Origin of the sequence: Clostridium neonatale, from assembly GCF_001458595.1 — a bacterium.
GTDB lineage: Bacteria > Bacillota > Clostridia > Clostridiales > Clostridiaceae > Clostridium > Clostridium neonatale.
Genome location: NZ_LN890328.1, coordinates 1,139,518 through 1,161,723 on the forward strand (window position 1 = coordinate 1,139,518; position 22,206 = coordinate 1,161,723).

Here is a 22,206-nt window from a genome sequence, read left to right on the forward strand (position 1 = left end):
CCTCAATTCTGGGTTATAGGTATACTTATTCTATTATTTCCTTCAAAAATGCAAGTATTATCAGTATTATCAACTATTTTTATATTAACATTATATAGAATACTTTTTTCATCACTCGAAGATTTATATATTTTTTTTGAGACTGTTCCCTTAGTAACTTTAAAATCTATATTTAAATTATCTTTAGATTTTATATATATATTAGGAATATTTTCAGTTTCATTAGAAACATTTATTTTTATATTATTACTGGAAGTTAATCTACTTAAATTTAAAATAATATTATCTTTATAAGAATTATTATTAACTTTTATATTTCCTTCCTTATCTTCTTCAATATAAATATTAAAAATATTATCTGTTAGATCATCATAATCTACATCTATATCTAAAGGATTATCAATATTAGAAATTTTTTTATCCAAATCTACATTAACATAAGAATCTGTTCCATCTATTTTGCCTTTTACTTTATTTATAGTAATTATTTCTGTATATCTACTCCCATTTTCATTCTCAATAATATTATAATTATTATCTAAATATAATTTAGTATCAAATTTTTCAGTATCAATATTACCTGGTAATTTAATATTTTTTTCATCTAAATTAAATGATAATGATTCTTCACCTTCAACTTCCTTTAATGTTATTGAAGAGCTTATACTTTCAAAAGATTTTTTTCCATTAATAGCTATAGCTTGTCTTGCCTCACCACTTTTGGTAACTTTCACAAGCAACATATATCCATTATAAATTCCAACAGATAATATAGATATTATTGCTATACTTATAATAACTTCCAGCAAAGTAAATCCACTTTTTTTCTTAGAAATATTTTTCATAGAAGTTCACCTACTTTTGATTAACACTTACCTTACTACTATCCCCTTCAACAACAACTCTTTTATTATTGCTATCATCATCAGAGATATTAACATTTACTAATTTATCTGTATTATTTATTACTTTTAATTTCATTCCAGATTTATCTTCTTGATTTACTCTATTCTCACTTAATACTGATATATTTATATTTTTAGATAAAGGATTAAATTCTACTTTATTTACTCCATATTCTACCGGATAGCTTTCTTTATTAGTTTTATATTTGTAATAATATTTATTATTTTCTTTTGTTAATTCTATTTCAACCTCTTCAACTGAATTATTATCTGCATAGATGTATGTACTTTTTAATTTATCATCTGCTTTTCCAATTGTTATTGTCGGTAAAACAGAATTTATGGATTTTACTGAAATTACAAAATCATCTAAGTTAATTTCAGTATCTATGTTAGAACTTGATGTTTCAGAACCAAATGGTACATATTTCCCATATTCCTTATTAAAGTCCCATTGTAAATATTCATTAATTTCATCATTTATTTTAGGAATAGCATATATTTCAATTACCATACTTCCTTTAATTTCTTCAAGTGATTCTTCTCCTATATTAATGGAGTTTACCACCATTTTATTATTATCATTTATTTCTTTTAAAAAATTCAGTAAATTTTCATAAGTACCAGTAAAGTTTATATTACATCTTAATTGATGAACTTTATCTTTGCTGATATTTTCGCTTTTTTCATTTAATTCATTATTTACTGAAATTTCTTCACTACTCAAATTTTTATCATTGCTTAAACTATCTGACTCAACCTTTTCTTCTTTTTCACTTGCTTTAATATTACTTTCTATTTCTATATATTCATCTGCAATATTTTGAAGTGAACTTTCTGGCAAAGAAACATTTTCATATTGTTCATTTTCAATATCTTCAGACTTTATATTTTCAAACTCAATTGATGCTTCCAAACTATTATTTTTTATTAAATTGTCTAACTCTAATATTAAATGTTCTTCACTAATTATAGGATAAAAAGCAACAGATATATTATCTATCTTATTTTTTAATATTTTTATATCACTTTTTTTACTTTCTATTGAATTTATAGTTTCAATAGCTTTATTATATCTTTCTTCTATTTGAATATATTCTTCTTCTTTCCCTTGAACTTTAAAAGCAAGTTCCTTATACACATAGTTATAGTAGCCTATCCCAATAAGCATAACTCCTAATATACCTAACATAATTTTTTCTTTATTGCTTATCTTCATTATTAATAATCCTCCTTTAACACACATTTTATATTAAAAGAGTACTCTCCTAAAACAGCATCTTTATTATTTATACTATTAACATAAACATATTCCATTTCATAAAGTTCACTTAAATTACGCTTTAATTCTGCAACACTTTCACGATTACTTGATGTTCCGTCAATTAGAATAGTATTACTTTCAATTGATAATGATTTAAAAACAACTTCACTTGGAACAGTTGAACTTATTTTATTTAATAAATCATAGGACACATTACTTCTTTTTCTAACCTTTGAATATATATTATTTAATGAAACATTATATTTATCCAATAACCCTATCTTTTTATTTGTCTCTTCTGCTTCTTTTAATTTTACTTGTATTGATTTTTCATTTAATTTATTATTATATTCTTGTATATTTTTATCTAATCTACGTAGCTTAAACATATTGAAGGCAAAACTCAAAATGATAATAGAAGATACCATAAACAGAGCACCATAAATATATAAATTTACATTCCTATTTTCTTTCTTTTTTCCCAGATATGGTTCAAAAAAATTTAAATCATTCATTTATAAATTGTCCTCCTTAATAGATTCTAATAAGTGCTCCAATTGCATTTATATATTCATCTATATAACTACCATCATCGTGTGAATTAAAAGTTGATTTATTCATATTAGTTACTTTCTTCGTATTAATCCCTAATTTATCACTAAAATATTTTTCAAAACCGCTTATATTTGATGCTCCTCCAAATATATAAATACAATCAATTTTATTATTTAAATTCTTATTATTATAATAATTAATTATTTTTTCTATTTTTTCTAACCATTCATCTATTATCTCTTTAACTTCATTTGTTAAATATTCATTTATACCTATGCAAATAAACTTATCATTTTCTATTTTAGCTTCCTTTATGAATACATGAAAATCATCATTATCAGATAATAATGTTTCCATATCCTTTCCTCCTGATTTTATTATTCTTGTAAAATCTATTTGTCCATTCTTATAAATGTTTACGTTAATTGAATCATAACCCAAATCAATCATACATATTACATTGTGCTTTTTATATGCCAAATCTACAAAGCCTATATAATTAATAAACTTATTTACAGAATTATAATTTACATCTAAAACATATGGCTTTAAATCTATTTCCTTTAAAAGATTATAATATTTTATTGCAAGCTTATTGGGATATGCTATTGCTCTTATATTTAATTTTATTCCTTCATCAGAAAATATCTCATTTATTATCTTAACTTGAATTATATAGTCATCTAAATTTATAGGTAAATATTGTTGTATTTCATATCTTACTACAGTTTCTAACTCCTCTTCTTCAACCTTTGGAATAATAACTTCTCTATTTATTATTAGACTAGAGTTAGTTGTAAAAGTTCCATATTTAACCTTTATATTATTTTCTTTTAAAAATGATTTTAATTTATTAGCTAATCTCTTTTCTTTTTTTATTTCTCCATCCACCACTGAATCAATTGGTGTTTTTATTTTATAATAATTTTCAATTGTTAAATTATCTTTATAGTAGGTTCCTACAACCGCCTTTATAAAATAACTTCCAATATCAAATGAGATTACCTTTATTTTCTTTTGTTTTCTATTTACCTTTCTCTTTTTAATCTTTTTTAATTTTCCTATTTTTAAATCTTTTATATCAGTTTTTAATAATTTCTTAAAATCTATCTTGCTTTTTTCTTTGCTCATAATCTCCTCCATAAGAGAATTTAATTTATGAATATTTAGAAATACGTGTAAGAATTTCTTACACGTATTTTTTCATTGATAAACTTATATGTTAATTATGTATTTAATTATTTAATAAGGTTTATAATCTACTACTTCACTATTTGTAATAGACCCACACCATTATGAACTAGATTTAGCTGTTGTTGGAGTTTTTTTATAACCTGTTAAGTCTGCTGAATTTTCTGGATATAATTGATAGCCATTATTTTTAACAATTATATCTTCGTCTGGCTCTATAGTAATGTCAAATTTAACCCCTGAAGCTTCTCCTTTTCCAGTTGTAGCTACTTTTCCATCTAATTGATTTCTTATTGCTTTTGCATCAGTAGCAGAAGCAGCTGTATCACTTAAATCAATTGTCTTATTAGCATTACCAACAGTTAATTCACCACTAGATACTAATGTTGCTGTTATTGTTGCAATATTTTTAGCTGCTGCTACGTCATTACTAGCTTTTGCTTGAAGTCTCATTGAACTAAACTTAGGAATAGCCATTGCAGCTAATATTGCTATAATAGCAATAACTATAATAAGCTCAACTAAAGTAAAACCTTTCTTCTTTTTTGTTAATTGATTTTTCTTTTTACTTAATAATTGTTTCATAAGAAACTCCTCCCATTTATATTTTTATATTTAATGCGCTTTGTATTACAAATTGCACATTATATCTTAAATAATCTATATTTGACTATAACTATCAAACATAGGCAACATTATTGAAATAACAATAAATCCTATTATTATTCCCATACCAACTATTAATATTGGCTCCATCATAGAAACAGCCGTTTGTATTGTAGTATCTAACTCTTCATCATAAAAATCAGCTGTCTTGTTTAAAATATCATCTAGTTTACCTGTTTCTTCGCCTATTTTGATCATTGAATAAAGCATAGTTGGAAAAATTTCACTTTCATTCATAGATGCATATAAGCTCTCTCCCCTCATTACCTTATCCTTTACTATAATAAGCTCTTTTTCGGCAATTTTATTGCCAGAAACAGAAGAAACAATTTCGAGTCCATTTATAAGTGAAACACCACTTGCAGTTAGTGTTGATAATGTTCTTGTAAATCTTGTTACTATTATCATTTGATTTAATTTTTTTATTAAAGGAAGTTTAAGTTTTAATTTACTAAAAATATACTCTCCAGTATCTGTTTTTAAATAAATTTTAAAAGCTATTGAAATAATAACTATAAAAAATATTATACTAATCCAATTTTCCTTTATTCCATTACTAAGGCTCATAATTAATTTTGTAGACCATGGTATTTCTGTTCCATTACCTTCAAACAATTCTGTAAATGTTGGCATTACATAGGTTAATATGAATATAACTGACACTAATGCAACAAAGCTTAGAATAATTGGATAAATCATAGCACTTCTAACTTTATTCATTATTTTATTTTCTTTTTCATAGTAATTTGAAAGTCTAAGCATTATTATATCCAAGTTCCCACTAGCTTCTCCAGATGCTACAAGCGAAATTAAAAAGCTTGGAAATATACTGGGGTATTTCTTCATTGCATCTGATAAAGCTTCCCCCTTTTCAACATCTTCCTTAATAGATTTAATAGCTTCTCTTAACTTTACATTTAATATTTGTTTACTTAAAATATCTAAACATATTAAAATAGGAACACCCGCATCAAGCATAGTATAAAACTGTCTACAAAATATAGCTATATCTTTAACTTTTACTTTCTGACCAAATGTAAAAGTTATATTTTTACTTTCAATTACTTCTTCAACCAAAAGAGGGTAATAGCCATTTATACTAATATAATCCATAACATCATTTTTCGAGTCAGCTTCATAATAACCTTCTATTTTCTTTCCTTCAGAATTCATTACTCTATACTTGTATTTAGCCATTTAATTTACACCTCCTAAAATAGTATTAAACAAGTTTATTCTAAGTCTCCAATTGAGGTTATTGTCAATAATTCATCTATTGTTGTTATTCCATCTAATACAAGTTTTTTGCATTGCATTGACAAAGTTCTCATGCCATTTTTTATAGCTATATCTTTAATCTCATCAGAATTTGCACCCATATTTATAGCATTTCTAATTTCTCTTGTCACTTCCATAATTTCATATATTCCGATTCTTCCTGAATAACCTATATCATTGCAATATCCACAACCACATTTTTTATATAGCTTTAATGATTTTTCTATTGGATAATTTAATAATTTCTTTTCATATTCATTAGCTTCATACTCAATTTTACATTTATCACATACTTTTCTAACAAGTCTTTGTGCCATTATTCCAACAATTGAAGTAGATAATAAATACGGTTTTATTCCCATATCTACAAGTCTTCCTATAGATGATGGTGCATCATTTGTATGAAGAGTACTTAAAACTAAATGTCCAGTTATAGCAGCTCTTACAGCTATTTCTGCTGTTTCAGCATCTCTTATCTCTCCAATCATTACAATATCGGGGTCTTGTCTTAATATACTCCTAAGACTACTTGCAAAAGTTAAACCTGCTTTTTCATTTACATTAACTTGATTTATTCCATTCATTGTATATTCTACTGGATCTTCAACAGTTATAATATTTAAACTACTTGAATTTACTTCACTTAAAACAGTATAAAGACTTGTAGACTTTCCACTTCCTGTTGGACCTGTAACCAATATTATTCCATGAGGGTTGGATATTATTTTATCTAATACTTTTATATCCTCTTCACTCATTCCAAGTTGATTCTTCGTTAATAAATTTGCTGATTTATTTAAAATTCTTATAACTATTTTTTCTCCATAAATAACTGGTAAGATGGAAACTCTAAGATCTATTTCTTGTCCATCTACTTTAATAATTATCTTACCATCTTGTGGTATTCTTTTTTCTGCTATATCTAAGTGAGCCATTATCTTTACTCTTGTAGTAAGTGAGCCTAAACTTTCTACTCCAATTTTGTTAATTGTTTTAAGTTTGCCATCAATTCTATATCTTATTATCACTTCATTTTCAAAAGGCTCTATATGTATGTCCGATGCTTTCATTTCTATAGCATTTTTAAATAAATAGTCAACCATTTTAACTACTGGTGAATTATTCGTTTCATTTAAATCATTTTCTTGTACAGATGTTTTGTTAAGTTTTGAATTTTCCTTTGATAACTGCATAGCAGCCTGATCTACTTCTTGGCTTGTATAATATATACCAATAAATTTAACTATATCTGCTTTTCTAGCAATAAATGATTCAACTTCAGAACCAGTTGAGATAGCAATATCATCAATAGCAAATATATTTAATGGATCTTCAAGTGCTACTTTTATTTTATTGTCTTCAAATCCAAAAGGAATCAAGTTGTATCTCTTACATAAATTCTTAGATATTAATACTATAGCTTTTTTATCAAAATCTATGGTATTTAAATCTACTTTCTTAATCCCAGTTTGTTGTTCTATTGACTCTATTATTTCATCTTCTGTTATTATTTTACTTTCAACTAAAATTTCACCTAGTTTTTTTCCCNCAGTTGAGATAGCAATATCATCAATAGCAAATATATTTAATGGATCTTCAAGTGCTACTTTTATTTTATTGTCTTCAAATCCAAAAGGAATCAAGTTGTATCTCTTACATAAATTCTTAGATATTAATACTATAGCTTTTTTATCAAAATCTATGGTATTTAAATCTACTTTCTTAATCCCAGTTTGTTGTTCTATTGACTCTATTATTTCATCTTCTGTTATTATTTTACTTTCAACTAAAATTTCACCTAGTTTTTTTCCCAATACTTTTTGAGTTCTTAAAGCTTCTTGCAATTGATAACTAGTTATTTTTCCGGCACTAACAAGTATATTACCTAATCTCTTTTTTTCACTTGCCATTATAAGTGTTTCCTTTCTAAATATTTTAAAGATCTTTTTATTAAAATTATATATTTAACAATTTCATATAAATTTCAATTATTTTTTCACCATATAAAATAGATATCAATACTCCAATTGCTATAAATGGTCCAAATGCTATTCTGTCTTTTAATTTCTTTAGATTTAATGTGAGAATTATAATTCCAACAATTCCCCCAATAATTATGGCTAAAAATAGACTTAATAATATATATTTGATACCTATAAATAATCCACAAATTATTGCTATTTCAATATCACCTTCGCCCATACCTTTTGTTGTAAACACTATTAATCCTATAATTAAAAATCCTATAATTCCGCCTAATATTAAATTTATAACTTCACTCTTATAAAAGAAATATTCATTGATTATAAATATAACTGCAATTATTCCTCCAAATACTGTTGTAGATCTATATACATATTGAGTTTTATAATCTATAACTCCAATGACAATTAAAAGTGATGCTAATATACAAAACTTAATAGTATAGAGTGATAAACCATATTTATTAAATATAAGTAAATAAAATATTGCATTAATTATTTCAATAATCGGATATTGAAGTGATATTTTCTTATTACAATATCTACATTTACCTTTTAAAATTATGAAACTCAATACTGGTATTAAATCTTTACCACTTAATCTATGATTGCAAGAAGTACAATGAGATGGTGGAAATAATACGGATTCTTCTTTTTCTATTCTACATATACATACATTTAAAAAGCTTCCTATTATCAATCCAAATAAAAATATTAGAAAGTAAAACATTTCCCCATTCTCCTTTAATACTTACCATTTCTTATCCATTTTTCATATTCCGCTTTTGATATAACTCCCTCACTAAATAATTTTTTCATATATTCTATTGGCTCCTCAAGTGTTATTATATGCTTCTCTTGAATTTTATTTATTTCATTTATCATTGTTGCAAGGGGTGTACTTTTACCAGAACCTGTTGGTCCAGTTATAAGAACTAACCCATATTTTAATTGCGTAAAATCTTTCAATATATTTAAGCTACTTATATCTTCCAGTCTAGGTATCTTATTTTTTATAACTCTCATTACAATTCCTAAGCTATTCATACATCTATATGCATTCACTCTGAAGTTACCAAAATTTTCACTTATATACTTAAAGTCAATTTCATCTTTTAACATAAAATCATCATATCTATTTGGTGCCATTTCTCTTATGAGCTCATCCACACTATTAAAGTCAAGTATATCATTTCCAAAAGCATTAATTAGCTTTCCGTCTTCTCTTACCATGGGAGGTAATTCTGAAGTTATACGAATATCTGATATATCTTTTATATTAATTTTTTATAATAACTTATCTATCTTAGGCATATTTTTACTCCATTTATGCTATAAAAAACATTAAAAAGCATATTATATAGGTAGCTTAAATCAATATAATTTAATATTAGATAATATTAAATTATACATTCTACATTTTTCGCCTTTTTTTAATTATAATTATATTCATAATTATGTATTATGTAAATATTTTTTAATCAAATAACATAATAATACTTATTTTTATTTAAACATATAATATAATTTAAATATATAATATGATTTAATCTTATATATTCTCTTATTTACATATCATACTTATACTTTTTTAATGAATCATTAAGGAACAAAGTTGCTTCGCCACGCTTTATACGTAAAATATAAACCTTAACACTATAAAATAAGCAATTACCCAAACACATTTTTAAATAAGAAGCCACTTTTTTACCCATGCAAAAGGTTCCAAAACTTGCTTTTGGAACCTTTTGCGGGACTATAATTTTTTTTTAACGTATTGAACTATCTATGTTACAGAAAAGCTCTATTCTTAAGGCTTTTGCTATTATAAAAATTTTATACTTTCCTATACATAAAAAAAACACCTCCTATATGAATAATCATATATATTCACATCAGAAGTGTACATTTTTTGACAATATTCCATTATTATTTTTTGATATTTTGATATTTAGATCTCCTATAAATATCCTATTTTTGAAATTACTTGGGGAATTCAGTTTTGTGATAAACTTCTTGAACATTGCCATCATGGCAAGTAAGTCTAACACCTTTTAGAACTTCTTAGTCGACCGATTGTGCTTTCTATAATTTACATAATTTATATATTATCAAGATTTTACTTTCTATAACTATATGTAATACCTACACAACCTTAACAAACACAACCTTCAAATAATCCCCTTCAGGAAATTTATCAGTAACAGCAAAGTCCATTGGCAGGCTATGTTCTTCTAATATATCATACTCTTTATTACTTTCTTTAAATGCATCATCAATAAACTTTTTAAACTTAGTCATATTAAATGTAGCACAGTTTGTTGAGCATACAATTACACCTTCATCCTTTGTTACATCTATAGCTAGTTTAACTAAGTTTTTATAATCTTTAGCTGCACTAAATCTATTATCTTTTGAAGTTGCAAAGCTTGGTGGATCTAATATTACCATATCATATTTTAATTCTTTCTTTTTTGCTTCTTTAAAATATATAAATATATCTTCGACAACTATCTCATGTTCATTATAATCTATATTATTTATTGTAAAGTTTTCTCTTGTCTTGTCTAAGCTTCTGCTTGCTAAATCTACGCTTGTTGTTATGGCTCCACCTTTAGCTGCTGCCATAGAAAATGCTCCTGTATATGAAAATGTATTTAAAACAGTTTTTCCTTTAGAGTAAAGATTTTTAATGGATTTTCTTACATCTTTTTGATCTAAAAATACTCCAACCATAGCTCCATCATTTAAGTAAATTGCAAAGTTTACATTGTTTTCTTTAACTATAAGTGGTTCTGGTGCTCGTTTTCCTATATAAAAACTGTCTTCATCAACTACCATTCCATTATTATCAAATCTCTTCTTTTCATATATTCCATCGAATGACACTAATGATTTTATTGCTTTTATTATATGATCTTTAAATACATACATTCCTCTGCTGTACCATGTAATAAGATAATATTCGTTAAAGTAATCAATAGTTACTCCGCCAATTCCATCACCTTCACCATTAAATACTCTAAAAGCATTCGTATCTCTTGAATGATATAATTTAAGTCTTTTTGAAAACGCATTTCTTAGTTTATCATAAAAGAATTTATAATCAAAACTACTTTTAGGACTATTACTTAGAACCCATCCTATTCCTTTATTTTGAACTCCATAATATCCTTTTCCTAAAAATTGTTTCTTTTTATCTACAAGTGTAACTATATCCCCTTCGTTTCTTAAAGCTTCTGGATCTTCCAAAGCCTCTTCTAATATTAAAGGATATTTATTTATATACTTTTTTGTATATTGATCTTTTACTACAACACTAATTTCTCTCATTTTGTCACATCCCAAATTTAATATATTATGATACCATGTGTTATTATATCATATAATTATTTAAAGCCATAACAAGAAATTAAACATTCCTGTTATGGCTTATATCTTTATTTAAAATTGTGTTTATTAAGTTTTTATTAGAACATTTTATTTTTCAACAAGAATTTCGCTTGGATCTATAGAATCTCCATAAGCAGGAAGTAATGTAGAATCATATGCTTCCTTCATAAATCCATTTCCATTAAGTGTATCCATTTCCGTATTAAGCCATTCTAAAAGATCAGTGTTTCCTTTTTTAACTGCTGGAGCAATTGTATCTTGTTCTCCAAGATTTGTTATTCCAACTTCAAATCCTTTATTTTCTCTTGCCCATGCAAATAATAATGTATTATCATGTGCTAAAGCATCTCCACGTCCATCTTTTAACGCTTCAAATGTTTCAGTATTTTGGTCAAATTTTAATAATTCTATATCTGGATAGTTTTCAGTGAAGTATGTCTCTGCTGTTGTTCCTTTATTAACAAGAAGTTTTTTGCCTTTTAAATCATCAACAGACTTAATTGTTCCATCTTTTGATACAACTCCAAGTGCAACTTTCATATAAGGATTTGCAAAATCTACTACTTCTTTTCTTTCATCTGTTACTGTAAAGTTTGCAAGGATTATATCAACCTTATCTGATTGAAGAAATTCTACTCTGCTTGCAGCTTCAACAAGAACAAATTCTACCTTGTTTTCATCTCCAAGTAAATCTTTAGCTATTCTCTTTGCAATATAAACATCATATCCTTGATTTTTACCATTAGAATCAACATATCCAAAAGGTGGTTTATCACTAAATACGCCTATTCTTACAGTTCCTCTTTTTTTAATTTCTTCTAATTTACTAGCAGTACTTGAACTAGCTTCTGATGAATTTGCATTACCACATCCTGCAAATATTCCTACGAATAATAACAGTGACATTAATAATCCAGTAATTTTTTTTACAGCTTTCATTTTTGGTCCCCCTAATTATTGTATTTAAATATATTTAAAAAGCGCCTAGCCCTTTCAGTTTTAGGCTCTTTAAAAAACTCATCTGGAGATGAAGTTTCAACAATCTGCCCTTCATCCATAAATATTATTTTATCCGCAACTTCTTTTGCAAAGTTCATTTCATGTGTTACAAGAATCATTGTCATTCCACCATTTGCAAGTTCAAGTATTACATCAAGCACTTCCCTTACCATTTCTGGATCTAGTGCTGCTGTTACTTCATCAAAAAGCATTATTTCAGGATTCATGCATAAAGATCTTACTATTGCAATTCTTTGCTTTTGTCCTCCAGATAACTTTCTTGGAAGTTCAAACTTTCTCTCAAAAAGTCCAACTCTTTTAAGTAATTCATCAGCTTGCTTCTCAGCTTCCTTAGGATCTCGTTTTTGTGCTTTTGTAGGCCCAAGAAGTATGTTTTTTATAACATTCATATGTGGGAACAATTCATAGCTTTGAAAAACCATACCTATTTTTTCTCTTGCTTCTTTCCAAGCTATGTCTTTTCCTATCAATTTATCTTCTAAGTAAATACTACCTGAATTTATCTTTTCAAGACCATTTAAACATCTTAAAAAAGTACTTTTTCCACATCCAGAAGGTCCAAGTATTACTATAACCTCTCCCTTATAAACATCTAAGTTTACTCCCTTTAATGCTTCAATATTTTCATAGTTTTTAGTCAGATTTTCTATTCTTAAAATAGATTTAGAAGAATCTATATTTTTTTTGTTTTCTATTATTTCGTTTTTTATTTCACTCATTTATTTTGCCTCCTTTTGTTCTAGCCTACCCACTTCTGTTCTAAAATTTTGGATATCTTAGAAAGAGGATAGCAAATTATAAAATATAAAAAGAATATAAATCCATAAACCCAAAATGATGCTGTTGGTGCTTTTAAAATTGAAGTTTCTATTATCTGCTGACCTATTTTAACAACTTCAACTACTCCAATTAAAACTACAAGTGATGTTGTTTTTATCATTCTTGTAGATAAATTTATTGCACCTGGAAGTATTCTCTTTAAAGCTTGTGGAAGTATTACATATAAATAAATATCTTTTCTGTTTAAATTAAGTGATATAGCCGCTTCCTCTTGATGTTTAGGTATTGATGTTATTGCGCCTCTTACAATATCACCCATTTCAGCAATTCCCCAAAGTGAAAATACTACAATTGAAACTACTTCACCACTTATATTTAAGTTAAAGGCTTTATCAACTCCAAAATACAGTATGAAAAGCCACACAAGTATTGGAATTATTCTTACTATTTCAAGATATAATCTACAAATAGCATGTACTATTTTGCTTTTAAAAGTCATTACTATTCCAAATAATACTCCTAATATGCAAGCAATTATAACTGAAATAAATGCTATTTTAGCAGTAACATATAATCCACCAAAAAGCCTTTGCATATTCATTCCTTCGAACAAAACTCTGTAATCAGTGTTTTGTATTCCTAATAAATTAGTTACCATATTGTGCATATCTACTTCTCCTTTCTAAAACGCTAGTTAATATTGACACAGGGAGTAGAATTATTAAATATGCAACAACAAGCATGAAAAGTGCTTCATTTGTTTTATAATACATACCAATCAAATCTTTAGCTACAAACATTAAGTCCGCTATGGCAATTGCTCCAACTATTGATGTTTCTTTTAATAAGAATAAGCAATTAGCCCCAATAAGTGGAACTGATACTGAAAATGCTTGTGGTAAAATTATATATCTAAAAACTTGTAAATTGTTTAACCCTATGCTTGTTCCTGCCTCAATTTGTGACTTAGGTACAGATTCAAGCCCCGCTCTAAAGCTTTCACACATATAACTGCCTCCCAAAAAGGCTAGTCCAATTATTCCGCATGAAAATCCACTTAAATGTACTCCTATTTTAGTAAAACCATAATATAAAAAGAATAGTTGTATTAAAAGTGGTGTATTTCTAGACAATTCAATATATATATTTACGATTTTACGTAATACTTTCACTTTAAAATATAAAATAGAACTGCATATAATTCCAATAATAACTGATAACGCTATTCCACCTACTGCAAGTGCTAAAGTTAAGTACATTGCATCAATATATTTGGGAACATGCTTAAATATAAACCCCCAGTCCATTTATTTACCTCCTCTTATGATATTTTAAAATTGTCATACAATAATCCCGATTATCTTTATAGGAATTATTATATAACAATTTAATTAGATGTCAATACCACTACTTAAAAATAATGTAATTTATTTATCAATTATGTATTTTTAACAAAAATTATTTTACTAAATAATATACCTGATTATTTTGTTGCTAAATTTGTAATCATCATTCTTTATATATGATTTTTATGGACTATATTTAATAATGTATCAGCATCAGTATATTTTGTTACAAATCTAAATTAGGCTTTATTATTATTTTTTATAAGCTATAATAAAAAAATATCCCTTATTTATAGTTTTGCTAACCATAAATAAAGGACGTAGAATCATGGTTTAGTGGATAACAACCGAAATTCAATATATGATATGCTCGATTGCGTAAATATTTCAGCCAAAAATTCTAATGAAAGAGGTTGTGCCCAAAACAGTTTGCTCCAACAACAAGTGTTGGACAAACAATTTTGGAACAACCTCCAGCCTCTTTCAAAGAATTTAAAGGCTAAAATATTTAATGCAATACTACGCATAAGCAGAGAACTCAAATCTTTGATTTGGTGTGAATCGCTTACCCAGCGAACGAATGTGAGTCGGGTATTCATATATTGAATTTCTTTGTTTTTCTCTAAAATCATAGACATCTAATTTATTTTAGTTATAATTATGTGGCTACTTAGAAAATCCAAGTATTCCCCAATATATAAGAAAAGTTCCGAATTACAGTATAGCTGCTCTTTGGCATATAATGCTTGGTGATGTACGAACTTAGCAGTATAGCCCCTATTCATCTAATGATGAATAGGTTTCCTTATAAGTGCACATTCGTAAGGATTTATATTCTGATATTTATAAATCTATATCTTTTAAAAAATGATAAAATATTAACTTTTTAAATCTTTAATATCTATAAATAACTATTCCTTAATTTAAAAATGTATTTATGTATAGCAGCAATAATACAGATACTCTGAATTTAGATGAAACAAAGAAATAAAGCTCTTATGTGTGCGGTGTCTTGCATTCAAAAATTGAGCTTTAGAATTCTTCATGTAGACTTGTTCCAAAATTGTTTGTCCAATTTTACATTGGAGCAAACATTTGTGGGTGCAAGTCTGCATGTTTGAATTCTTAGCTTCATTTTTGTAGCAAGCGAGCACCACATAAGAGCTTTATTTCGGTTATTCACACTAAACTCAGTACGTCCCTTATTTAAATTGAGTATATGTCAGAAAATTCAATATCAAATCTTTCAACTTTTGATGTTATTTGTTTTGTATATGTATAATTCTCATTCTTTTCTTCAGTTAATCTAATTGGAAGAATAAATACAAATTTGCTACCTTTTAATTCTGATGTATCTACATAAATTCTCCCTCCATGCAATTCTACCAATAGTCTAACTAAAAACAAACCTATTCCTGTTCCTTCTCTTTGTCTTGTATATAAATTTTCAGACTGAGTAAACCTTTCAAATATTTTTTCTTTATCTTCATTATGTATGGGATCTCCATCATTTCTAACACTTATTATAACTTCATTTTTTTCAGAGTCCATATCAACAAATACTTCGATATTACCTTTTTCATATGTATATTTTAATGCATTTGAAAGTAAATTAAGTATTATCCGTTCTATTTTCATCGGATCACAAGCTAAAATAATTTCTTCTTCAGTTGTATCAAAAATTATATTTCTTTTATTTTCAGTTATATATTCTGCAACTGAAAGAACAATATCTTCAATTAGACTCACAATATTGTGATTTCCAAGTTCTAAACTGTAGCTTCCGCTATCAATTTTAGTAATATCCATTATATTATTTACAATCTTTAAAAGCCTGTATGAATTTTGCTTAATACCTTTTAAATACCTATTCATATCTACTTTGCAGATATTACATGTATTATTAGAATTATTAAATCTCTCTGCTAGTACTTGTACAGTTGTAAGTATTATATTTAATGGGGTTTTAAACTCGTGAGACATATTAGCAAAAAATTCTGTTTTTAAACTTTCTAATTCAATTGTTTTTTCTAACTTCCTTTTTTCATCTTCTAATTTTAATCTAGAAGTTATATCTTTTCCTGAAATAAAAAATTTATTATCTTCACTAATGTACATTATATTCCACTCAATACTTTTATACTCATTATTTGCACATAAGTATCGTACTACAATTCCATGTATTTTCTTGCATTCTTTTGCAATTTTATATATCTTATCAACTTTTTCTTCATCATCTGGATGACGTAAAATTTTCTTTTTATATCTATCTCCTATTTCTTGAATATCATATCCAAAAAACTTCTCTAAATGTTCTATTTCACCTCCATTTTCAAAATAATTTTGCTCACCATCAAATATAATATAAAAATCAATTGTATTTTCTAAAAAAATCTGAAGCTTTTTTTCACTTTTTTTTCTTTTTTGCAGTTCCATTTTATACTTATTTGTAAGAATTCTGTTTTTTATAATTACTCCAAGTCTATCACATGTATTCCAAATTAAATCTTCCTCAATGTATGAATATGAACTTTTATCATCATAATGAATATTTAATATTCCAATTAATTCATTTTCATATTTTATAGAATAGGTTTTGATAAAACTTATGATATTCTTACCATTATATTCTATTTTAAAAGGCTTATTAACATTATTAGCATTCATCAAGTAATCTTCATATTCTTTATGTAATTTAACATTATAATCTTTTGGAATTATACTATCATTATATGTCTTTAAAAATATATTCATTTTTTTATTTTCTTCATCAAATATAAATACTGTTACTCCACTTGCTTTTAAGGTATTTTTCAAAATATATGGTAACTCGCTTGTATTGTTAGCGTTCTTATTATCTAATAGTGTAAGTGTACTTTCCTCAATTTCTTTATAAAGATTCTCATTAAGTGTTATATCTCTTCCTATTCCACCGATTAATTTTATATCTTTGTTGTTATTTTCTAATATCATTCTAGAAACTTCAAAAAAATTCTTGAATTTCATATTAACAGGGGTTTTCCTATGAAATACAGTTTTCTCATTATCCAATATTTCTCTATCTTCTGATAAAAATAGTTGTGATGTTTCCTCATCTCTAATATCATAGTCACTTTTTCCTATTATGTCTTCTGGGACCATGTTAGTTATTTCTGCATACTGCTTATTAACATACTTATATATTCCATCGCTACCTTTAATCCAAACTGGATAAGGAATATTATCTATTAAATATTTTAAATCTTCTAATTTATAATCTTCAGTGTATTTATAATTATTTCTCATACTCTCAACCCTTTATATGTTATTTTAGCAATTATTCATAAGATATTTGTACAATATACAATAAGTATATCCTGTTATTATAATATTTACAATAAAATATAATTAATTACTTAATATTGAATTTATTCTTTGATAATTACAATTTCTCCAAGAATTTTTCAAGTATTTCAGCAGTTATTCCCCATATAACATAGTGATCATATTTATAAAATAAAGTTCTTCCTATTCCTTCTCTGAATTTATAATTTTCTCCATCTTGTATCAAATCATAAGGGAAATCTTTCTCACGTATAGCTATTAATCTTTCTTTTGTTTTTATAGGTTCTATATTATATATTTTCTTTATTGGAATATAAAAGATATGATCAACTTCATCCGTATTGATTTCTAATTCATCTAAATTCTTCACTTGCCCCAAAAAAGGATATATTATTGTAGACTCAAATTTAACAACTGTATCAAGTTCACATATTATATCAATTGACTTAAGACCGATTTCTTCTTTGGTTTCTCTAAGTGCTGCCTCATATGGAAATTCATTTTCTTCAATTTTACCACCCGGAAAGCATACATCCCCTGGCTGAGTTTTTAATGTTTTAGCTCTAACTTCAAATATTATATTCAGTTCGTTATTAATATTAATTAATGGTATTAATAATGAATATTTTTTCATAGTCTTATGTCCACTTATATTAACTTTTCTATCTTTTAATTTATTTTTTATTATTTCAATATCCATATCTATAAAAATCCTTTTCTTTCATACTATGCTTATTATTATAATTTATTTTTTCAATGAAATATAATTCTTTACATAAAATATTGTTAAAATTCTTTTACTAAAGTATACTTATTTTATAAAGTATATATTAATTTTTTGTTACTTAAATGTTTTATTTTTAGAAAGGTTTGTTGTTATGGGCGATGTTTTAATAATTGGAATACTATTTATTGTAGCATACATAATTGGAAAAGTTATTGGTAATGTTATTTATAAAAAACGTAAAGGGAAAAAATAAAAAACCTGGGAGAACCCAGGTTTTCATTTTTTAATCATTATATTCGTAATTTGTTATTTCGTTTATTGTGTTATCATCATTCATAAATACAACCTTAGGTTTATGCTCTTTTGCTTCTTCCTCACTCATTTGAGCGTAAGCAATTATTATTACCTTATCTCCAGGCTGTACACATCTTGCTGCAGCACCATTTAAGCAGATTGTACCTGAACCTCTTTTACCTGGAATAACATATGTTTCAAGTCTTGCACCATTGTTATTATCAACAATTTGTACTTTCTCATTTTCAAGAATTCCAGCAGCATCCATTAGATCCTTATCTATAGTTATGCTTCCAACATAATTTAATTCTGCTTGAGTAACCGTTGCTCTATGAATTTTTCCTTTTAACATTGTTAATACCATTTTATATTTCCCCCATTTGTTTCTAAGTTATAATACATAAACAAAAATCATAGTTTTTCAATTTTTTAATAAAAACTGTTTTTAGGTTTTTATAAAAAATATTGTATTTTTAGATTTTATTAAAAATTTAGATTTTTATATATTATTTAAATTCTTATAGTTTTTTAATAATTACGTTTTTATAAAAATATCAAAAAATCAGATTATCAATAAGTCTTGTTTTTCCTATATAAACTGCTATTGGAATTAAAATTTTATTTTCTATTGTATTAACATCTTCTAAACTTTCTGCATCCACAACTTCTACATAGTCAATCCTAGCTAATGGATCTAAGTTTAACTCATTTCTTATTATCTCTTTAATTTTTTGTGCATCTCTTTCTCCTGACATTAAAGCTTCTTTAGCTAACTTTAAACTTCTGCTTAAAACTAATGCAGACTTTCTTTCATCTATTGAAAGATAAGTATTTCTTGAGCTTTTAGCTAGTCCATCTTCTTCTCTTATTATTGGACATTCCACTATTTCAACATCAAAATTTAAATCTCTTATCATTCTCTTTAAAACAGCAACCTGCTGAGCATCTTTTTGACCAAAATAAGCTTTATCTGGAGTTACTATATTAAATAATTTAGATACTACTAGGCAAACTCCATCAAAATGGCCTGGTCTTTTAGCTCCACAAAGTTTATCTGTTAAATTCAATACACTTACACTTGTAGATTTATTTTCAAAATACATTTCACTTGGTTCAGGGTTAAAAACTATATATGATCCTGCTTCTTTTGCAGTTTCTAAATCTTTTTCTATATTTCTTGGATAAGCATCATAATCTTCAGTTGGTCCAAATTGAGTTGGATTTACAAATACACTTACAATAACTTTATCGTTTTCTTTTGCTGCTCTTTTTATTAAACTTTGGTGACCTTCATGAAGTGCTCCCATGGTTGGAACAAATCCTATGGTAAATCCTTGTCTTTTATATTCTTTAATTATATTTCTTAATTCTTTAATTTCTTTAACTAACATAATTTTGCCCCTTTTATAATTAATTAAATTTTAGATTTTATTTTTTATATATAATTCTTTTAAAATTCAGTTTTTGTGAAGTATTTTATTTTTTATAGCTTTTTTTAATTTATATAAAATTTATAATATACTGCTTTTTTAAAAATTTCTTAAAAATCATAGTTTTTATGATTTTTAAGAAATTTAGTTAATTTTTTATTTTTTTAATTTATAATAAAAAATATATAAATTAAGATATATGAGTTAATATAATTTCTTTAATTCTTCCTCATTTATACTAAAAGTATGTTTTTCCTCTGGAAAACTTCCATTTTGAACTTCACTTATATAACTTCCTACAGCTTCTTTTATAACAGTTCCTAGGTTAGCATATTGTTTAACAAATTTAGGAACAAAATCATTAAACATTCCAAGCATATCCTGATAAACAAGTATCTGCCCATCGCATTCCTTTCCTGCACCTATTCCTATTGTTGGTATACTTATTGAATCTGTAATCATCTCTGCAACCTTTCCTGGTATTCCTTCTAGAACAACTGCAAATGCTCCAGCCTTTTCTATAAGTTTTGCATCTTCAATTAATTTTTTTACTGTTTCTTCACTCTTTCCTTGAACTTTAAATCCACCAAAAGCATTTACTGATTGAGGAGTTAGCCCTAAATGTCCCATTACAGGAATCTGTGCATTAACTATTGCTTCAATTTGTTTTATTACATGAGCTCCACCTTCAAGTTTAACTGCATGAGCTCCACCTTCTTTTACTAATCTTCCAGCATTTAATACAGCTTGTTCAACTGATATATGATAAGATAAAAAAGGCATGTCACTTACTATTAATGCATTTTTTGCACCTTTTTTAACCGCTTTTGTATGATATATTACTTCATCTATTGTAACACCTAATGTATCTTCATCACCTTTTATAACCATACCAAGTGAATCCCCTATTAATATCCCATTAATATTACATTCATCAAATAATCTTGCAGTTGAATAATCATATGCTGTAAGCATTGATATTTTTTTATGTTGTTTTTTCAAATCCTTAAATGTTAGAATTGTGTTTTTCATTACTTTCTGCTCCTTTAAGTAATTCATAAATTTCTTCATATTTTTGAATTTTACAAAAATTATTTTGATTCATTGCATTTTCCTTTTTACAAGCTAGTTCTAAAAGATTTAAAGATAGAATATCATAAAACTTATTATGTTCTTCGAATAAAGATGCTTTATGTTTTTTTATTGTTTCTAAATCTCCACGTACAACTGGTCCTGTAAGTGAATTTAAAAAGCCATTTTCAAAAATATTATTCATATTTCCATAAATAAGTGGTTTAAGTGCTTTTAAAGCTTCTTCTTCACTTAAATCAAAGTACTTTAGATAGCCTGTCCCAATATTTATTAAAGATAATACTAGGTTAGAAACAATAACATTACATAAATGATATTTTGAATCTATTTCGCCGTTTCTAATAAAATATTTATTAGGCAGTTTGTTCAATAAATCTACTATTAATAAATGACTGTTAAATTTTAAATTAGCATCTGTTTTCTTAGAAATATTTTGACTCTCTAAATTGTCTCCTTCAATTGAAAAATAGATTTCTTTTAAATCTCTCATAATTACATTTTTATTTGGAAATGCAAAGATTGGGTGTATAGAATAGATAAGTGCTCCAGCACTTTTTGCATTAGATAATACACATGATTTTAGAGAGCCACTGCAATGACAAATGCATCTGCCTCTTAAATCAAATTCTGAAATTTTTTTATCTATAATTGAAATGATATCGTCAGGAGTTGTAATAAATATTATATTACTTTCTTTAATTATATCTTCAATATTCACATAGTATTTCGAATTTGTAATTATTGAAGCCTCTTTTGCGCTTATAAAATTTTGACCATAAAAGCCTGTTACATATAATTTATTGTGAGTAAAGTAGCGTCCAAGGTTTACGCCTACCTTCCCAGGTCCTATAAAACCTATTTTTAAACTTATAAGTACCACCTCCATATAAAGTGATACAACATCCTAATTTCAATCTCATTCAATATACTAGATATGAGTTGTATTATTAAATAATAAA

The 22,206-nt window shown here is 26.1% G+C and carries 20 protein-coding genes; all 20 read right to left on the reverse strand.

Annotated features, from left to right (window positions below):
• Positions 1 to 2: 2 nt before the first annotated feature.
• The 20 genes from BN2920_RS12265 to BN2920_RS12360 all read right to left on the reverse strand — a co-directional run bounded on the left by BN2920_RS12265 (position 3) and on the right by BN2920_RS12360 (position 22,133).
• The gene (locus BN2920_RS12265; RefSeq protein ID WP_058295292.1) at positions 3 to 845 is read right to left on the reverse strand and encodes a prepilin-type N-terminal cleavage/methylation domain-containing protein; all 843 of its coding nucleotides are present in this window, start codon (positions 843 to 845) and stop codon (positions 3 to 5) included.
• Between the two features lie 10 nt (positions 846 to 855).
• Positions 856 to 2,124: a hypothetical protein gene (locus BN2920_RS12270; protein WP_058295293.1), complete on the reverse strand. Its 1,269-nt coding sequence runs from the start codon at positions 2,122 to 2,124 to the stop codon at positions 856 to 858.
• A gap of 2 nt (positions 2,125 to 2,126) precedes the next feature.
• Entirely contained in the window at positions 2,127 to 2,684 is a 558-nt protein-coding gene (locus BN2920_RS12275) for a PilN domain-containing protein (protein WP_058295294.1), read from the reverse strand.
• A 16-nt stretch (positions 2,685 to 2,700) separates the two neighbouring features.
• Positions 2,701 to 3,855, reverse strand: coding sequence for a pilus assembly protein PilM (pilM, locus tag BN2920_RS12280; protein WP_242868370.1), 1,155 nt, complete (start codon positions 3,853 to 3,855; stop codon positions 2,701 to 2,703).
• 162 nt (positions 3,856 to 4,017) lie between these two features.
• The gene (locus tag BN2920_RS12285) at positions 4,018 to 4,500 is read right to left on the reverse strand and encodes a prepilin-type N-terminal cleavage/methylation domain-containing protein (RefSeq protein ID WP_058295296.1); all 483 of its coding nucleotides are present in this window, start codon (positions 4,498 to 4,500) and stop codon (positions 4,018 to 4,020) included.
• 75 nt (positions 4,501 to 4,575) lie between these two features.
• Positions 4,576 to 5,778, reverse strand: a complete 1,203-nt coding sequence (locus BN2920_RS12290) for a type II secretion system F family protein (RefSeq protein WP_058295297.1) — start codon at positions 5,776 to 5,778, stop codon at positions 4,576 to 4,578.
• A gap of 35 nt (positions 5,779 to 5,813) precedes the next feature.
• Complete coding sequence (locus BN2920_RS12295; protein ID WP_479680407.1) at positions 5,814 to 7,673, reverse strand: type II/IV secretion system protein; 1,860 nt, start codon at positions 7,671 to 7,673, stop codon at positions 5,814 to 5,816.
• 142 nt (positions 7,674 to 7,815) lie between these two features.
• Positions 7,816 to 8,571 carry a prepilin peptidase gene (locus BN2920_RS12300; protein WP_058295298.1) on the reverse strand — a complete coding sequence of 252 codons (756 nt, stop codon included), beginning with the start codon at positions 8,569 to 8,571 and terminating at the stop codon, positions 7,816 to 7,818.
• Positions 8,572 to 8,585: 14 nt separating this feature from the next.
• Positions 8,586 to 9,074 (reverse strand): ATPase, T2SS/T4P/T4SS family, encoded by a 489-nt coding sequence (locus BN2920_RS12305; RefSeq protein WP_058295299.1) that lies wholly within the window; start codon positions 9,072 to 9,074, stop codon positions 8,586 to 8,588.
• 912 nt (positions 9,075 to 9,986) lie between these two features.
• The gene (locus tag BN2920_RS12310) at positions 9,987 to 11,174 is read right to left on the reverse strand and encodes a class I SAM-dependent rRNA methyltransferase (protein ID WP_058295300.1); all 1,188 of its coding nucleotides are present in this window, start codon (positions 11,172 to 11,174) and stop codon (positions 9,987 to 9,989) included.
• A 147-nt stretch (positions 11,175 to 11,321) separates the two neighbouring features.
• Entirely contained in the window at positions 11,322 to 12,173 is an 852-nt protein-coding gene (locus tag BN2920_RS12315) for a cysteine ABC transporter substrate-binding protein (protein ID WP_058295301.1), read from the reverse strand.
• A gap of 11 nt (positions 12,174 to 12,184) precedes the next feature.
• A complete protein-coding gene (locus BN2920_RS12320) occupies positions 12,185 to 12,973 on the reverse strand; it encodes an amino acid ABC transporter ATP-binding protein (protein ID WP_058295302.1) in 789 nt (262 codons plus the stop codon).
• 20 nt (positions 12,974 to 12,993) lie between these two features.
• A complete protein-coding gene (locus BN2920_RS12325) occupies positions 12,994 to 13,671 on the reverse strand; it encodes an amino acid ABC transporter permease (RefSeq protein ID WP_058296911.1) in 678 nt (225 codons plus the stop codon).
• Positions 13,672 to 13,681: 10 nt separating this feature from the next.
• Positions 13,682 to 14,341 carry an amino acid ABC transporter permease gene (locus BN2920_RS12330; RefSeq protein WP_058295303.1) on the reverse strand — a complete coding sequence of 220 codons (660 nt, stop codon included), beginning with the start codon at positions 14,339 to 14,341 and terminating at the stop codon, positions 13,682 to 13,684.
• A gap of 1,245 nt (positions 14,342 to 15,586) precedes the next feature.
• On the reverse strand, positions 15,587 to 17,665 hold the full coding sequence (locus tag BN2920_RS12335; protein ID WP_058295304.1) for a PAS domain-containing sensor histidine kinase: 2,079 nt from the start codon (positions 17,663 to 17,665) through the stop codon (positions 15,587 to 15,589).
• Positions 17,666 to 17,801: 136 nt separating this feature from the next.
• The gene (locus tag BN2920_RS12340) at positions 17,802 to 18,404 is read right to left on the reverse strand and encodes an NUDIX hydrolase (protein ID WP_058295305.1); all 603 of its coding nucleotides are present in this window, start codon (positions 18,402 to 18,404) and stop codon (positions 17,802 to 17,804) included.
• Positions 18,405 to 18,714: 310 nt separating this feature from the next.
• On the reverse strand, positions 18,715 to 19,089 hold the full coding sequence (panD, locus tag BN2920_RS12345) for an aspartate 1-decarboxylase (RefSeq protein WP_058295306.1): 375 nt from the start codon (positions 19,087 to 19,089) through the stop codon (positions 18,715 to 18,717).
• A 190-nt stretch (positions 19,090 to 19,279) separates the two neighbouring features.
• The gene (panC, locus tag BN2920_RS12350; protein ID WP_058295307.1) at positions 19,280 to 20,116 is read right to left on the reverse strand and encodes a pantoate--beta-alanine ligase; all 837 of its coding nucleotides are present in this window, start codon (positions 20,114 to 20,116) and stop codon (positions 19,280 to 19,282) included.
• Positions 20,117 to 20,359: 243 nt separating this feature from the next.
• Positions 20,360 to 21,187 carry a 3-methyl-2-oxobutanoate hydroxymethyltransferase gene (gene panB, locus BN2920_RS12355; protein ID WP_058295308.1) on the reverse strand — a complete coding sequence of 276 codons (828 nt, stop codon included), beginning with the start codon at positions 21,185 to 21,187 and terminating at the stop codon, positions 20,360 to 20,362.
• Complete coding sequence (locus BN2920_RS12360; RefSeq protein ID WP_097919282.1) at positions 21,162 to 22,133, reverse strand: Rossmann-like and DUF2520 domain-containing protein; 972 nt, start codon at positions 22,131 to 22,133, stop codon at positions 21,162 to 21,164. Before BN2920_RS12360 ends, panB begins: the two co-directional genes overlap by 26 nt.
• Between the last annotated feature and the right edge of the window lie 73 nt (positions 22,134 to 22,206).

Bases quoted from the DNA above. Each gene is read 5' to 3' on its own strand.
- BN2920_RS12265 (WP_058295292.1), bottom strand. From the start codon at position 845: ATGAAAAATATTTCTAAGAAAAAAAGTGGATTTACTTTGCTGGAAGTT.
- BN2920_RS12270 (WP_058295293.1), bottom strand. From the start codon at position 2,124: ATGAAGATAAGCAATAAAGAAAAAATTATGTTAGGTATATTAGGAGTT.
- BN2920_RS12275 (WP_058295294.1), bottom strand. From the start codon at position 2,684: ATGAATGATTTAAATTTTTTTGAACCATATCTGGGAAAAAAGAAAGAA.
- pilM (WP_242868370.1), bottom strand. From the start codon at position 3,855: ATGAGCAAAGAAAAAAGCAAGATAGATTTTAAGAAATTATTAAAAACT.
- BN2920_RS12285 (WP_058295296.1), bottom strand. From the start codon at position 4,500: ATGAAACAATTATTAAGTAAAAAGAAAAATCAATTAACAAAAAAGAAG.
- BN2920_RS12290 (WP_058295297.1), bottom strand. From the start codon at position 5,778: ATGGCTAAATACAAGTATAGAGTAATGAATTCTGAAGGAAAGAAAATA.
- BN2920_RS12300 (WP_058295298.1), bottom strand. From the start codon at position 8,571: ATGTTTTACTTTCTAATATTTTTATTTGGATTGATAATAGGAAGCTTT.
- BN2920_RS12305 (WP_058295299.1), bottom strand. From the start codon at position 9,074: ATGGTAAGAGAAGACGGAAAGCTAATTAATGCTTTTGGAAATGATATA.
- BN2920_RS12310 (WP_058295300.1), bottom strand. From the start codon at position 11,174: ATGAGAGAAATTAGTGTTGTAGTAAAAGATCAATATACAAAAAAGTAT.
- BN2920_RS12315 (WP_058295301.1), bottom strand. From the start codon at position 12,173: ATGAAAGCTGTAAAAAAAATTACTGGATTATTAATGTCACTGTTATTA.
- BN2920_RS12320 (WP_058295302.1), bottom strand. From the start codon at position 12,973: ATGAGTGAAATAAAAAACGAAATAATAGAAAACAAAAAAAATATAGAT.
- BN2920_RS12330 (WP_058295303.1), bottom strand. From the start codon at position 14,341: ATGGACTGGGGGTTTATATTTAAGCATGTTCCCAAATATATTGATGCA.
- BN2920_RS12335 (WP_058295304.1), bottom strand. From the start codon at position 17,665: ATGAGAAATAATTATAAATACACTGAAGATTATAAATTAGAAGATTTA.
- BN2920_RS12340 (WP_058295305.1), bottom strand. From the start codon at position 18,404: ATGGATATTGAAATAATAAAAAATAAATTAAAAGATAGAAAAGTTAAT.
- panD (WP_058295306.1), bottom strand. From the start codon at position 19,089: ATGGTATTAACAATGTTAAAAGGAAAAATTCATAGAGCAACGGTTACT.
- panC (WP_058295307.1), bottom strand. From the start codon at position 20,116: ATGTTAGTTAAAGAAATTAAAGAATTAAGAAATATAATTAAAGAATAT.
- panB (WP_058295308.1), bottom strand. From the start codon at position 21,187: ATGAAAAACACAATTCTAACATTTAAGGATTTGAAAAAACAACATAAA.
- BN2920_RS12360 (WP_097919282.1), bottom strand. From the start codon at position 22,133: ATGGAGGTGGTACTTATAAGTTTAAAAATAGGTTTTATAGGACCTGGG.